This is a genomic window from Kribbella sp. NPDC043289 (assembly GCF_056436705.1).
This window is the reverse complement of the sequence record NZ_JBWKCB010000002.1, coordinates 1,293,700-1,307,578: the sequence shown is the minus strand read 5'-3', so window position 1 is coordinate 1,307,578 and position 13,879 is coordinate 1,293,700. Positions and strand designations below refer to the sequence as shown.

Sequence of the window (13,879 nt, the reverse complement as noted above, 5' to 3'; positions counted from 1 at the left end):
CGCAGGCGACCGATCAATCCGATCGATGACTAGCGCCGGATGAGGCCGAGGGCCGTGGCGGTCGCGACGGCGGCTGTGCGGGAGTCGACTCCGAGCTTGGCGTAAACGCGAGCAAGATGGGACTTCACGGTGCCCTCTGTCAGGTGCAGACGCTCGGCGATGGCCTGGTTCGACAGTCCCTGTGACACGAGAGCGAGAACTTCCGTCTCACGACGGGTCAGGGTCGTCGCGGGTGTCCGCAGCCGGGTCATCAAACGGTCCGCGACCGTCGGCGCCAGCGCGGTGCGGCCTTCGGCGGCGGTACGCACGGCGGCAGCCAGGTCCTCCGGCGGGGCGTCCTTCAGCACATAGCCGGTCGCACCGGCCTCGATGGCAGGCAGGATGTCGGAGTCGGTGTCGTACGTGGTCACGATCAGCACCCGCGGCGCGTCGGCAGGGCCGGTGATGGCGGCGGTGGCCTCCGCGCCGTTCATACCTTTGCCGAACTGGATGTCCATCAGCACGACGTCGACGTCGCCGCGGCCGGCCCGGGTGACGGCCTCTTCGGCGGTCGCTGCCTCGGCGACTACCTCGATGCCGGGTTCCATCGCCAGTACGGCGCGCAGTCCGGCCCGGACGACGGGGTGATCGTCGGCCAGGAGCACCCGGATGGGCGTGCCGGTCACGGACGGGCCTCGGCGCTACGGTCGATCCCCAGATCGGCAAGGACGCTTGTGCCCTGACCGAGACCCGACCTGATCGTCAGCGTCCCGCCGAGCTCCTGCAGGCGCGACTGCATCGCGGTGAGCCCGAATCCGCCGCCGTCCACGGTCCGATCGGGCAGCTTGTCCGGGTCGAAGCCGCGTCCGTCGTCGGTGATTCTCACGAAGACATGATCCCCGGAGTAGCCGAGAGTGACGTCGGCGACCGTGGCCTCAGCATGCTGGACGACGTTCGCGAGTGCGGACTGGGCGACCCGCAGCAGCGCGACCTCTCTTGCCGTCGACAACGGAACCGGGGCGCCGTCGAGCTGGAATCGTGCGGCGATCCCGTCCCGGGCGCTTGCCGTGGCACACAACCGTTCCAACGCGCCGGTCAAGGTGACGCCGTCCAGGGAGGGTGGTGTGAGAGCTGCGACGAGCCGCCGTGCCTCGGCCAGGTTGTCCGCCGCGGTCTGCCGGGCTTGTTCGACGTACTCGGCGGTGCTCTGCGGGTTGTCCGGCAGGGATCGTCCGGCGGCGCGAAGCAGCAACTGGATGCTGGACAGCCCCTGGGCGAGGGTGTCGTGGATCTCCCGCGCCAGACGCTCACGTTCTGCCGCCACCCCGGCGGCGTGTTGCGCGCTCGCCAGGTCGCTGCGCGTCGCGGTCAGTTCCTCGATCAGGAGCCGGCGTTTCTCGCTCTCGCGGTACAGCGCCTGGTAGCCCCACACCACGGCCACCGCCACGGCAGCGCCAAGGACCGGTCCGATGGCGATCGCGACGCTGAACGAGCCCTGATGAACGGCGAACGCGACGATCGCCGCAACCGTGGTCGCGACGACGGCAACCAAACCGGTACGCCGAGGCGCCAAGTGCAACTCCAAGAAGTACAGCGGAAACGCCAGCCACACGCCGTCGGCGGACAGCACCAGCACGACAATCCACGCCGCACCGAGGACTCCGAGCCACACGAGAGCATGGCGCTGCGAACGCCGTACGCCGGGCAGCGCCGGACCGACTCCGTAGACCACCGCGCAGATCGCGGCCACGACCACGACCAGTCCCGCGTTGGGACGCCCGTCGGCCACGGCTCGGACAGCCGTCAGTGCCAGCAGGGCGACGACCAGCAGGTGCAGACACCACGCCAGCCCTCGCGCCGTCGGGGCCAGGACAAGAGATCTCACAGTGCTCCCAGGCTAAGCGCAAACCAGCGGCCGGACGTCTATCGAAAGTAGGAACCGGCCTGCATCCGTTCGGCACGCGAAGTGTCGCCCCGTGCCAGATGTTCCGCGGCGGTGCGGCCGACACCCTGGAGGTATCCCACTTCCACGTCATGAAAGCGAAGGGCTGTCCGCCGTGTTCGTCGCCTGGAGAGACCTGAGATTCGCCAAAGGGCGCTTCGCCCTGATGGGGACCGTCATCGTCCTGATCACCCTGCTCGTCGGACTGCTGTCCGGCCTGACCGCCGGCCTCGGCCGGCAGAACGTGTCCGCGATCACGGGACTCCCCGTCAGCAAGATCGCCTTCGACAGACCGACCGACGGCCAGGGGCCGTCGTACTCGAACTCGACGGTCACCGAGACGCAGTGGCAGCAGTGGGCCAAGACGCCGGCAGTCCGCAGCGCCGAGCCGCTCGGCATCACCTTGACCAAGGCGACCGCCGGAGCCAAGAGCGCCGGCGTGGCCGCGTTCGGCGTACGGCCCGGCTCGGGCCTCGCCCCACGCACGATCGACGACCGTACGACTGTCCTGTCGAAAGCAGCCGCGGACGACCTCGGCGTGACCGCAGGCGACACCGTCACACTCGCCGGCCGCGAGCTGATCGTCCGGGCCGTCAACGGCGACGCCTCGTTCAGCCACGCACCGGTGATCTGGATCAGCCTGCACACCTGGCAACAGATCGCGCCGCCAACTGGCGGCCCAGATGGGCCTACAGCCACCGTCATCGCCTTGAACACGACCTCCGCAGCAGACCTTCGTGCCGCCGACGAGGCCGCCGGCACCCAAACGGTGACCAAAGCCGCGTCGCTGTCGGCGATCGGCTCGTACCGTTCCGAGAACGGCTCGCTGCAGCTCATGCGCGGGCTCCTGTTCGCCATCTCCGCCCTGGTAATCGGCGCGTTCTTCACCGTGTGGACCATCCAGCGCAGCGGCGACATCGCCGTCCTCAAGGCACTTGGCGCGTCCACGGCCGGCCTGCTGGGGGACGCGCTCGGCCAGGCCCTCGTCCTGCTGGCCGGCGGCACAATGATCGGCACCGCTCTCACCGCAGCGCTCGGCGCCCTCATCCGCGGCTTGGCCGTACCGTTCGTCCTCACACCCGCCGTCGTCGTTGTCCCGGCCGCCGTGATGATCGTCCTCGGCACGCTCGGCGCCGCCCTGTCCGTCCGTCGCATCACCTCTGTCGACCCACTGACCGCCTTGGGGAGCACCCGATGAGCTTGCGCCTGTCCGACGTCACTCTGACCTACCCGGACGGTGACACCCGCCTGACAGCACTCGACCGCGTCAACCTCGACGTACCCCCGGGCACCCTCACGGCCGTCATCGGTCCCTCCGGATCCGGCAAATCCAGCCTTCTCGCGGTCGCCGCCACCCTCATCGCGCCCGACGCCGGCACCGTGACCATCGACGGCACCACGACCACCGGCCTCGCCCGCGCCGAACTAGCGGAACTCCGCCGCCGCAAGATCGGCATCGTGTTCCAGCAACCGAACCTGCTGCCGTCCCTCACCGCCTCCGAACAGCTCCAGGTCATGGCCGACATCGACGGCCGCAAACCACGCACAGCCGCAACCAAAGCCGTCGAACTGCTGGACGCCGTCGGCCTCGCCGGCCAGGCCGACCGGCGGCCGCACCAACTGTCCGGCGGCCAACGCCAGCGCATCAACATCGCCCGCGCCCTCATGAACGACCCCACTCTGCTCCTTGTCGACGAACCCACCAGCGCCCTCGACCACGAACGTGGCGGCGCAGTCCTCGACCTCATCACCCGCCTCACCCACGAACACTCCACCGCAACCGTCCTCGTCACCCACGACCGCACCCACCTCACCGCCGCCGACCAACTCACCGAAGTCCACGACGGCCGCCTCGCGATCCCCAGCGCGCACTAACCCGACGCTTGCGAGAGGATGGTGAACGATGAGAACCGATGCGCATGAGATCACCACCGAATCCCTTGTCAGTAAGACCTTTTCGCGCATCATCGGCAAACGGTAATCAGTCTCAGCTGGCAATCAGCGGGCTCGGGGTTCGAGTCTGAAATCCACATCACGCCTGGGGACGTGAAGCTTGAGGTTGCTCTCGAGGTTCAGTTCATGTGGTCTTGAGTTGGGCGCAGGTGACGCAGGTGCGAGCTGTGGGTCTGGCTTGTAGGCGGGCCGGGGGGATGGGTTGGGCGCAGTGTTCGCACAGGCCGTAGGTGCCGGCTGACAGTCGGTCGAAGGCTGCCTCGATCTCCGCCAGTTGCTTCCGGACCTGTTGCACGAGCGACGTGACCTGGGATCTCTCGAAGGCGATCGTGGCGCCCTCGGGGTCGTGTTCGTCGTCGGCGTTGGAGTCTCGTGAGGCGGCGACCACCTCGTCAAAGTCGCCCGTCAGGCTCGCCAGCCGTGCCAGCGCTTGCCGGCGTTGCGCCTCCAGCAGGTCGCGAGCTTCCTCCATCTGTCCATCGTGGCACGGTGCGTAGCAACGGCGGTCGTCCCAGCCACACCAGACGGCCGCCTCACCCTCATCCGCGCGCCGCCGCGGTGCGGCCCTCGGGGATCATCAGGAGGGAGGCGACGAGGAAGCAGACGGCGCCGAGGAAGGTGCCGCCGTTGGCGAGTTGGACGTTGGACAGTTCGCCGGCGGAGGTGACATGGGCGCCGATCGCGGACAGGCCGAAGAAGACCGAGCCCCACAAGTTGAGTGCGGTGATGTGCCAGTCGCGTTGGCCGGGCCGCCACGACCACCAGCGGTGCCCAGCCTCCGCGAACGCGATCGCCGACGACACCAGGAAGCACACCGAGCCGATCGCGTCCGGCCGCCAGACGATCCGGTTCTCCAGATCGGACGGTACGTCGAACAGCCCGGCGAACGTGGTCACGTTGAAGTAGAGCGTGCCGACCAGCTGGATCGCACACGCCCAGAACCCCGGACTGCGCGGCGCCCATGCGAACCAGCGATGGCCGGTCTGCCGCACCACCTGCAGGTAGGACAGGTACGCGCCAGACGTGAAGAACAGCGAGCCGACGAAGTACGTGAGCGCGTCGAGGTGCCCGCCCACGGCCTTCGCGTACGCCGGGATCGGTCCCACGACGAAACACGTCGATCCGATGGCGAACAACAGTCCCGCCCACCACGTCGTACCGAATCCGTGCGCACCGGCTGCCTTCCGGCGTGCTCGTGCCTCCCACCGCACCACGCGGCCGTCGGCACGCCGGTACCGCACGCGGGTGACGAACGGGCGCGGGCCTTCGACCACCAAGTCGGTCGCGTCCGGCGGCACGTCGACCGGCAGCTTGGTCACGGTCGACCTCGTCACGATCTGCCTGGTCGCGATCTGCCTGGTCAGTGGCCGGAGCCGACCACCATCTTCTTGCGCTCCGACTCGTGCGCCCCGCCCGTCTTCTCGAGCGTGCGGCACGCCTCTTCGATGTCCCGCGCCAGGGTGTCGACATGCTCGCGGCTCAGCGTCTGCTTGACCAGCGCCCGCATGATCGTCACGTCCTGCGCGTTCGGCGGCATCGTGTACGCCGGGACCATCCAGCCGCGTTCGGCGGACAACTGCCAGGCGACGTCGAACTCGTCGTACGCATGCCCCTCGGTCAGCTTGAACGCGACCAGCGGAAGCTGCTCGTGCTCGCGCCCGATCACGCGGAAGTCGCCCATCTTCTCGAGCTTGTCGGCGAGCACCTCGGCGTTCCGCTGCATGTTCTGCATGATGTAGGTGTAGCCGGGGTGGCCGTAGCGGACGAAGTTGTAGTACTGCGCGACCACCATCGCCGATCCGGTCGAGAAGTTCAGGGTGAACGTCGAGTCGGTCTTGCCGAGGTAGTTCTCCTTGAACACCAGGTCGGGGTTGAGGTCGTCCTTGGTCCGGAAGATCAGCCAGCCGATGCCCGGGTACACCAGGCCGAACTTGTGACCGGACGCGTTGATCGACCGCACCTGCTCGAGTCGGAAGTCCCACTCGGAGTGCGGATACAGGAACGGCCAGACGAACGCGCCGCTGGCGCCGTCCACGTGCAGCGGTACGTCGAGTTTCCGCTCCTTCTTGATGCGGACGAGGAGGTCGTTGATGCCGCCGATGTCGTCCTTGTGGCCGGTGAACGTCGTACCGAGGACGGCCGCGACGCCGATCGTGTTCTCGTCGATGTGCGGCTCGACGTCCTCGGGGCCGATCGTGTACTTGCCGGGCTGGAGCGGGACGATCCGCGGTTCGACGTCGAAGTACCGGCAGAACTTCTCCCAGACCACGTGGACGTCGCCTCCGAAGACGAGGTTCGGGTTGTCGGTCGGCAGTCCCGCGTCGCGGCGGCGCTGGCGCCAGTTCCACTTCAGTGACAGCGCGCCGAGCATGATCGCCTCGGACGAACCCTGCGTCCGCGCGCCCGTCGTCTCGCCGGGTGCGTGGAAGAGATCGGCCAGCATCCGGATGCAGCGCTGCTCGAGCTCGGCCGTCCGCGGGTACTCAGCGTGATCGATGAAGTTCCGGTGCAGGTTGACCGCGATCAGCCGCTGCGCCTCCGGCTCCATCCAGGTCGTCACGAACGTGGCGAGGTTCCGCACCGGCAGCCCCTCGAGCGCCAGGTCCTCGCCCACCAGCCGCATCGCGTCGACAGCAGTCAGGCCCGACGAAGGAAACTCACGCGTCGGCACCTCCCGGACCACGAAACTGCTGCCGAACAACTCGGCGCTCTTCTCGTACGACCGTTCCGTCTCACTCACGACGACTCCTTTGCCGCGCCCCACCTGCTGACCTGCCATCATCAGCACCTCGGCTCCGACCGAACATCCCCCCAGTGGGGTGAGCACACGCCGTGGCGCTACCGGTGACGGAACCCACTTTGCCGGTTCACGGCAGCAGAACGCCCTGCGTTTGCAACAAGGTGCAATTGCGGCGCGTTCTGTCCCCGGCGCGCGTTATGCTCGCGCACGATCTCGAGCTCATCGAGGTCGCTCATGTCCTGAGGGGGACTCTCAGTATGAAACTGCAGCGCTTCGCGCTCGCCCTGGCCGGGGTCGGCATGCTCGCCGCCACGGCCGCCGCCGGCCCCGCCACCGCCGCCGTCGGGTCCAACCCGACGCCCGCGATCGCCAACCCGGCCAAGGGCAACCTGAAGACCACGCCGAACACCAAGCTCGCCTCCGGGGGCTGCGTGCAGGACGTGGGCTTCAACACCCCGAAACCCGGGATCAGCGACGTCCTGGTCACGCCGGGCAAACCGCCGCGGGGTGAGTTCTACGCCGAGTTCCCGTTCGTCGGCACCCGTCTCAACACGACCTGGTACGGCGTGCAGACGGACGCGCACTTCTACTACCACGGCCTGTTCGTGCAGAACGGCACGCTGTACCGCGGTGTCACGTACTTCGACACCGACAACGCGCGGCCGACGTACGCACGGATCGGCTCCGGCTGGACCAGCTTCACCCAGCTCGTGACGTCGAACTACGCGATCACCGCGCCGAACCGCTCGTACCTGTACGGGCTGAGCACCAACGGCAGCCTGTACCGCTACGCGGCGTCGGGTGCCACCTTCCGGGCGCTCGGCCACTTCCCGGGATTCAGCGGCTTCAAGGCGATGACCGTGATCTCCGAGACCCCGACGTACGACACGCTCCTGATGACCACGAAGGCGGGCGCGCTCTGGACGGTCCGGATCCCGGCCGCGGCCTCGACCAAGCCGATCCTGAAGCTGGTCCGGAGCTCGGGCTTCGCGGCGTACGAGTCGCTGGCCGCCCGGGAGTGCGGTGCCGGCACGCTGGTGACCGGTTTCGACAACGAGACCGACTCGGCGTACCAGTACGCGATGAGCAAGTTCAACGGCTCGAAGACCGCAGTCACGTCCTACGGCCGGGTCCCAGGCGGCACCATCCCGGGCACCGGCATCTTCTCGGTCACCGGCCACTGGAACCAGCTCGTGGGCGAGTGACCTTTCACCACTAACAACCGGGGGCGCCGCTGCTGCGGCGCCCCCTTCTTACGCCCCTGCTAGCCGGAGGCTGGGCTCTCACCTAACGCCGCGCCGTTTCGGGGGCCGGTTCGGGAGCTGTCCGTTGGCTAGGTTGGACCGACCTACCGACTCCCTCTTGCCTCGAAGGGATCGACCACTCGACTGGCCGAGAGGGGCTGAAGTTGTGCGGGCAATACTCCTGAGCGGCACGCTGGCGGTGCTGTGCTCGCTGCTGGGGACCCGGTTCGCGGTCAGATGGTTCTCCCGGCGCGGCTTCGGCCAGCCGATCCGGCGCGACGGCCCGACGACGCATCAGGTCAAACGGGGTACGCCGACCATGGGCGGTCTCGTGATCCTGCTGAGTGCCACCGCGGCGTACTTGGTGGCGACGCTCTTGACCCGCGGGTGGCCGAGTGCCAGCGCTTGGCTCCTGATGGCGCTGTTCCTCGGCTGCGGGGTGATCGGGTTCCTCGACGACTTCATCAAGGTCTACACGCAGGACAACCGGGGGCTGAGCGGCCGGGCCAAGATGGCTGGTCAGACGCTGATCGCGCTCGCTTTCGGGATCCTGGCCACGCAGTTCTTCGCCGACGAGCGCGGCGTCCGGCCCGCATCGCAGTACCTCTCCACCACTCATGACATATGGATCAAGCTGCCGCTGGTCGTCGTACTGCTGCTGATCTGGTTCATCGTCGCCGCGACGTCCAATGGCGCCAACCTCACCGACGGCGCCGACGGGCTGCTCGCCGGCTCGTCGGCGCTGATCTTCGGCGCGTACACCATCGTGAACATCTGGCAGAACAACCAGCTGTGCGACTCCGGGCGCGCGAACGTCGTGGAGTCGCAGTGCTACCAGGTGCGCGACCCTCTCGACCTCGCGGTGTTCTCCGCCGCCATCGCCGCGGCCTGCGTCGGCTTCCTCTGGTGGAACGCCAAACCCGCACGGATCATCATGGGCGACGTCGGCTCCCTCGCGATCGGCGGCGCCTTGGCCGGTCTCGCGATCATGTCCCGCACCGAACTCCTGATGGCCGTCATCGCCGGCCTGTTCGTCCTCGAGACCCTGTCCGTCCTGGTCCAGATGACCGGCTTCAAACTGACCAGACGCCTCACCGGCACGGGCCGCCGCCTCTTCCGCATCACCCCCATCCACCACCACTTCGAACACGCCGGCTGGGACGAGGTCACCGTAGTCATCCGCTTCTGGATCGTCGCCGGCATCTCCGTAGCAGCCGGCCTAGGAATCTTCTACGCCTCCTGGCTGACCTGAGCCGGGCGAGATCGGCTACTAGTCGCGGTTGGGCCAGATGGGGGCCTGGTCGCTCCAGATGACGCCCTTGTTGTGGCACAGGCAGAAGGGGTGGCCGACTGGGTCGGCGTAAACACGGAAGCCGTAGCCGTCTTCGCCGATGTGGTCCCGGAGCAGGGTCGCGCCGAGGCCCACGACGCGACGCTGTTCGGCCTCGATGTCGTCGACCTCGAAGTCGAGGTGGAACTGCTTCGGATGCTCGCTGTCGGGCCACTGCGGCGCGCGGTAGTCCTCCACCGGAACGAAGGCCAGTTCGATCTCACCGAACCGCACACCTGCCCAGTTCTCGTTACTACCTTCCTTGACCGGAAGCCCCGTCACCTCGGAGTAGAACGCCGCCAACTCCATCGCATCCGGACAGTCAATGATGAAGTCGGTAAGTTTCAGCACCCCGCGATACTCCCACACGACCAGGCAAAAACGCGGCTGGCGAGTTATTCGCCTGTGGCGCCGTCGATGCGTTCGCGGAGGAAGTCTGCGTGGCCGTTGTGACGTGCGTACTCCTCGATCATGTGCAGACAGAGTATGGGTGGGGTACGGGCAGTGGGGTGACTGGAGTTGTTCGTAAGGTCGCGCAGGTTCGGCGCGTGTCTCCGGGGTTGGAGTTCGCGTGCTCGGGGTTGTTTCTTGAGAGGCGCAAAGTGAAGAAGTTGACTCAGGCTGTTGCTGCGACGCTGTCGTTTGTGGCTGCGCTGGCCGGCGGGAGTGTTGCCGCGACACAGCAGAGTGATGCGGTGACCTATCTGGTGCAGGGTGCGAACTACTGGTTCTCGGACAACATCGGTGCGGTCCAGAGCTTCAGCGGGACCGGTGGGGTGATCAAGGTGTCCTACTACGCGTCGTGCACCCACGGCGTGAAAGCCGGTGGGTACTGGGAGGCGCGGCTGCAGAAGAAGACCTCCAACGGCGACTGGAAGGTTGCGGACCAGACGGCCGACGTCGCCTGCTCGACGACCAAGAAGGTCGGAACGCTGTCCTTCGGAACTGTTGCTCGGGGCACCTACCGGCTTCAGTTCAAGAAGCTCAGTGGGCGCGGCATCGTGACGATCCACTCGTTCGGGGCGTACCGCGCCTGACGACAGCCCTGGGAACGGCGCCGCGCTGAGCGCGGCGCCATCCACGGCATCTACACGGCCCTGTGGGTGAGTCCCACGAGACCAGGTCACGCGAGTGACCTGGTCTGTTCGTTTTCTGGATGTGCTCGCTACAGGAGGGTGGTCCAGTAGGGCCAGAAGCGTTGGGTGATCAGCGCGAGGATGGCGACGTACCAGGAGGTCAGTAGTACGGCGTGGTAGGTCAGCCTGCGTAGGTTGTGCTGGGTTACGTAGTAGAAGATCGGGATCGTTACGGCCCAGACGATCAGGCAGTACGGGCAGAGGGCGCCGATTTGGTAGAGGCTTTGGTAGATCAGCCAGTGGACGAAGAGGACGCCGAAGGTGACGCCCAGCTGGAGGGCCGTCCAAAACCAGCGTGCGAAGGTGGCGCCGGCTAGTAGGGCGGCGCCGATTGTGGTGACGGTCGCGAAGCCTGCGATGCCTAGGAGTGGGTTGGGTACGCCGAACGCCTCGGCCTGTGGTGTGGACATCACTGAGCCGCACGACAGGACCGGGTTGATGCTGCAGGACGGCACGTACGACGGGTCGCGTAGCAGCTGCATTTTCTCGATGGTGAGAACGATCGCGGCGGCCAGCCCGGCCGCGCCACCGAGCAGCAGCAGCCAGGCCAACGACCGCGGCGCACCCCGTGCCGAGCCGGCGCGCGCCGACGTTCCGTACATCCGGTTACTCGAGGGCGGCATCGATGCTTGCAGTTAGGTCGTCGGCGGACTCGGGCTCGAGCTTCTTGCCGTTCAGGAAGAACGTCGGGGTGCCGGTGACGCCGAGCGCCTGACCGTCGGCCACGTCCTTCTTGATCCGCTCGAGCGTGGCGGGATCGTTGTAGAGCTTGTCCCACGCAGCCACATCGAGCCCGAGCGCTTCGGCGTACCCGCGGAAGCGCGCGTCCGCCGGCACCTGCTGCTCGCCCCACTCGGACTGGGTCTCGTACATCTTCTGGTACATCGCCTCGAACTTGCCCTGCGCGGCCGCTGCCTCGACGGCCCGCGCGGCGCGTTCGGCGTTGAAGTGGCTCGGGATCGGGAAGTACCGCACCACGAAGGTGACCTTCCCGGCGTAGTCCTTGCGCAGCTTCTCCACGACCGGGTACGCCGCTCTGCAGGCCTCGCACTCGAAGTCGAGGAACTCCACGAACGTCACCTTGCCGTCCGTCGCCGTCCCGAGCCGATGACTGTCCGCGCGAACCAGCTGATCCGACGACTCGGTCATGCTCGCGTTGCCGGCGTCGTCCGAGCGGTTGCTGACGGCAAGTAGTACTGCGACCACGACAGCGAACGCGGCCGCGATTCCGATCGAGATCCTGGCGTTGGTACTCATGTTCGGTCCTTACTGGGAGAAGAGCAGGAGGAGGCCGCCGGTGGTGTAGGCGACCATGACGATCAGCAGCGGGAGCTGCCCGGCGAGCGCGCGAGCACGCGGGAAGAGAGCCACCGCGCGGTCGTGGGCCGAGACGACGCCGAGCAGGTGGCCAACCACGACGGCGCCGACCTGAATGGTGGCGATCGCGCCCGAGAGGCTCACGATGTCGCTGTTCACACCGAGCAGCCCGGTGCCGAAAACGTTCGCGCCGTTGCTCAACGGGTCGCTGAGCAGGATGAGCGTGCGCTGGCCTTCGAGCCACAACAACGTGAAGTAGTGCGCCACGACGTACCCGATCACGATCGGCACCACGGAGTGCGCGAACAGGCCCGGCAATGCCGTCCGTGAACTGCCCGATAGCCGCCCGGCCAGCACGGTCGCGCTGCTGTACGTGATCAGCACGAACAAGACGAACGCGAACAGCGCGAGCGTGCCGAGCAGTGTCATCGAGCGACCCGAGTTCTGCGTCCACGCGATCCAGAACGTCGAGTTCGAGAAGCCGTCGTACGCCGTCGAGCCGAGCAACGCCGACACCAACGCCACGACGCCGGGGCGTGGAGTGAGGCTGTCGAGGTTCTCCAACGGCCGGCGTACGACGATGACGCCGTCGCGCCGGCCCCACGGGGAGACCTTCGCGATCAGGGTCGCGTACGCCTCGAACGGGTCAGCCGCGGCGAACCACGACCGGCCGAACAGGACCGCGCCGAAGCCCGTGATCACGACGTACAGCGCGAGCCAGGCCTGGACGACGACCAACGTCGCGCGATCCGGCGCGACCAGCTCGAGCCAGGCGAAGCTCAGGATGCCGCCGGCCGCGGGCCAGACACCGACGCGCGGGGACAGCGTGAACAGGCCACGATCCGGGTCCTGGCGCAACACCCTGCAGGCCAGCAGATGCAGCGTGCGCAGAGGGTTCAGCGTGCGCCAGATCGGGCCGAGGGCCAGCGACAGCGGGACCAGTCCGACCCAGACCAGGATGTAGAAGAAGCCGAAGATCGGGTTGGTCAGCCGGTCCGCGCCGAACAGTAGCGCGACACCGGCGTACCCGAAGATCGCCAGACCGACGGTCCGCACGACCCACCGGAACCAGCCCGCGTCGATCGTGCGGCCGACCGCAGCCGGGAGCGCCCGGCCGGCTGCGGCGCCGTGGTACCTCGGGCTGCGCCAGGCCAGCCCGAGTACGACGAAGGACAGTGTGATCGCGATCGCGGCGCCACCGACCGCGAGGTCGAGTGGTACCGGTAAGTCCTGGCGGCCGCCGATCCCATGGAGACCGATCACGAGACCTGGAGGCGGAACGCGAGCTTGCCGCTCTCGTGCGTCTCCACCTCGAACGATCCCTTGACGTCGGCCGTGAACTGCAGCGACACGGTCTTGCCGGGCGTCAGCTCGAGGGTCTTGTCATACCCGTGAACGTGCAGCGAGTCCGCCACGTCGCTGGTCGCGACGACGCGGACGGTCTGGCCGGCCTTGGCCTTCACCACCGTTCCACCGGTCGCCGAGATCTTGCCGCCCTTGATCGTCACCTCCGCAAGCACGTCGGCGGCAGGAGCGGTGGGCTTCACAGCAGGCGTCGAGGCTCTGGCGATCGGGGTGGACGCCGGAGCGGTCGGAGTGGACGCCGCGACGGCGCTCGGCGGTGTGGCGGTCATGCTGGACGTCGGAGCTGCGGGCGTGTTGTCTCCCCCGCAGCCGGCCAGCAACAGGCCGGCCACTGCGGTCATGACAAGGGTTCGTACGACGGACATAGGTCTCCTCTGAATGCGGCTGATTCCGGTACGGCGAAGTGGTGGCGAGCCCGGTCGGGCTGCCACTCACGACGTACGCCGGATCACGTCCGCAGTACGCAGAGTCGATTCAGAGAAGGAGCTGTCGCCCACGGCGGATCAGTCACCAACAAGCGGCCAGGCAGACGCCACAGGTCACCGATGGCATACGCGACCGACGGCCGCGCGACGAAGGCAAGCAGCAGCCCACCGAGCATGAACACCACGAACAGATGCGTGTGATGGTCCTCATCCGGAACGGCCGACGGGACCTCGCTCAGGTCCACATGCAGCGGACCGACCAGATCGGACGCAGCCGGCGCGACGACCTGCGCGACCACCAGCGGCGAGTCCACCGGCTCCGACGCGGAACTATGGAACGCCGACACGGCGACGAGCGCAGCAACCAGCGCCAGCCCGCGCAGCATCCACCGCCGCAGCACTCCAGATCCGCCCATGGTGGCGCCCAGCGTAGCCAACGACGCCACAA

The 13,879-nt window shown here is 67.5% G+C and carries 16 protein-coding genes and 1 pseudogene; 5 read left to right on the top strand and 12 right to left on the bottom strand.

The features are described from left to right. Nucleotides 1-29: 29 nt before the first annotated feature. Together AC0662_RS18085 and AC0662_RS18080 are read right to left on the bottom strand one after the other, a co-directional pair. On the bottom strand, nucleotides 30-665 hold the full coding sequence (locus AC0662_RS18085; RefSeq protein WP_452195418.1) for a response regulator: 636 nt from the start codon (nucleotides 663-665) through the stop codon (nucleotides 30-32). Beyond that, on the bottom strand, nucleotides 662-1,864 hold the full coding sequence (locus tag AC0662_RS18080) for a sensor histidine kinase (RefSeq protein ID WP_478301834.1): 1,203 nt from the start codon (nucleotides 1,862-1,864) through the stop codon (nucleotides 662-664). Before AC0662_RS18080 ends, AC0662_RS18085 begins: the two co-directional genes overlap by 4 nt. 223 nt (nucleotides 1,865-2,087) lie before the next feature. Between AC0662_RS18080 and AC0662_RS18075 the strand changes: the two genes are divergently transcribed. Beyond that, the gene (locus tag AC0662_RS18075; protein WP_478301832.1) at nucleotides 2,088-3,119 is read left to right on the top strand and encodes an ABC transporter permease; all 1,032 of its coding nucleotides are present in this window, start codon (nucleotides 2,088-2,090) and stop codon (nucleotides 3,117-3,119) included. After that, nucleotides 3,116-3,796, top strand: a complete 681-nt coding sequence (locus AC0662_RS18070; RefSeq protein ID WP_452195412.1) for an ABC transporter ATP-binding protein — start codon at nucleotides 3,116-3,118, stop codon at nucleotides 3,794-3,796. Before AC0662_RS18075 ends, AC0662_RS18070 begins: the two co-directional genes overlap by 4 nt. Nucleotides 3,797-3,998: 202 nt before the next feature. Here the strand turns inward: AC0662_RS18070 and AC0662_RS18065 are convergent, their stop codons facing one another. From AC0662_RS18065 to gad, 3 genes are all read right to left on the bottom strand, one after another. Beyond that, complete coding sequence (locus AC0662_RS18065; protein WP_478301830.1) at nucleotides 3,999-4,346, bottom strand: TraR/DksA family transcriptional regulator; 348 nt, start codon at nucleotides 4,344-4,346, stop codon at nucleotides 3,999-4,001. Nucleotides 4,347-4,413: 67 nt separating this feature from the next. Further along, a complete protein-coding gene (locus AC0662_RS18060) occupies nucleotides 4,414-5,193 on the bottom strand; it encodes a hypothetical protein (RefSeq protein WP_478301828.1) in 780 nt (259 codons plus the stop codon). 41 nt (nucleotides 5,194-5,234) lie between these two features. After that, a complete protein-coding gene (gad, locus tag AC0662_RS18055; RefSeq protein WP_452195407.1) occupies nucleotides 5,235-6,614 on the bottom strand; it encodes a glutamate decarboxylase in 1,380 nt (459 codons plus the stop codon). A gap of 257 nt (nucleotides 6,615-6,871) precedes the next feature. Here gad and AC0662_RS18050 point away from each other — a divergent pair, with 257 nt between their 5' ends. Both AC0662_RS18050 and mraY read left to right on the top strand, forming a co-directional pair. Further along, nucleotides 6,872-7,819, top strand: coding sequence for a hypothetical protein (locus AC0662_RS18050; protein WP_452195405.1), 948 nt, complete (start codon nucleotides 6,872-6,874; stop codon nucleotides 7,817-7,819). A gap of 205 nt (nucleotides 7,820-8,024) precedes the next feature. Then, a complete protein-coding gene (mraY, locus tag AC0662_RS18045) occupies nucleotides 8,025-9,110 on the top strand; it encodes a phospho-N-acetylmuramoyl-pentapeptide-transferase (RefSeq protein WP_452195403.1) in 1,086 nt (361 codons plus the stop codon). An 18-nt stretch (nucleotides 9,111-9,128) separates the two neighbouring features. Here mraY and AC0662_RS18040 read toward each other — a convergent pair whose 3' ends face one another. Together AC0662_RS18040 and AC0662_RS18035 are read right to left on the bottom strand one after the other, a co-directional pair. Then, on the bottom strand, nucleotides 9,129-9,539 hold the full coding sequence (locus AC0662_RS18040; protein WP_478301825.1) for a VOC family protein: 411 nt from the start codon (nucleotides 9,537-9,539) through the stop codon (nucleotides 9,129-9,131). Between the two features lie 44 nt (nucleotides 9,540-9,583). Then, nucleotides 9,584-9,673: pseudogene (locus AC0662_RS18035) on the bottom strand (mycothiol transferase); the annotation flags it as partial. A 117-nt stretch (nucleotides 9,674-9,790) separates the two neighbouring features. On the opposite strand from AC0662_RS18035, the gene AC0662_RS18030 reads away from it, so the two are divergent. Beyond that, complete coding sequence (locus AC0662_RS18030; protein ID WP_452195619.1) at nucleotides 9,791-10,225, top strand: hypothetical protein; 435 nt, start codon at nucleotides 9,791-9,793, stop codon at nucleotides 10,223-10,225. 128 nt (nucleotides 10,226-10,353) lie between these two features. Here the strand turns inward: AC0662_RS18030 and AC0662_RS18025 are convergent, their stop codons facing one another. From AC0662_RS18025 to AC0662_RS18005, 5 genes are all read right to left on the bottom strand, one after another. Then, nucleotides 10,354-10,926, bottom strand: coding sequence for a vitamin K epoxide reductase family protein (locus AC0662_RS18025; RefSeq protein ID WP_452195399.1), 573 nt, complete (start codon nucleotides 10,924-10,926; stop codon nucleotides 10,354-10,356). 4 nt (nucleotides 10,927-10,930) lie between these two features. Then, entirely contained in the window at nucleotides 10,931-11,581 is a 651-nt protein-coding gene (locus tag AC0662_RS18020; protein ID WP_452195398.1) for a DsbA family protein, read from the bottom strand. Between the two features lie 9 nt (nucleotides 11,582-11,590). After that, nucleotides 11,591-12,904, bottom strand: coding sequence for a hypothetical protein (locus tag AC0662_RS18015; protein WP_478301823.1), 1,314 nt, complete (start codon nucleotides 12,902-12,904; stop codon nucleotides 11,591-11,593). Continuing rightward, on the bottom strand, nucleotides 12,901-13,371 hold the full coding sequence (locus AC0662_RS18010) for a cupredoxin domain-containing protein (protein ID WP_452195394.1): 471 nt from the start codon (nucleotides 13,369-13,371) through the stop codon (nucleotides 12,901-12,903). The genes AC0662_RS18015 and AC0662_RS18010 overlap by 4 nt, the downstream gene beginning before the upstream one ends. An 83-nt stretch (nucleotides 13,372-13,454) precedes the next feature. Next, nucleotides 13,455-13,877, bottom strand: coding sequence for a hypothetical protein (locus tag AC0662_RS18005; protein WP_478301821.1), 423 nt, complete (start codon nucleotides 13,875-13,877; stop codon nucleotides 13,455-13,457). Nucleotides 13,878-13,879: the final 2 nt, after the last annotated feature.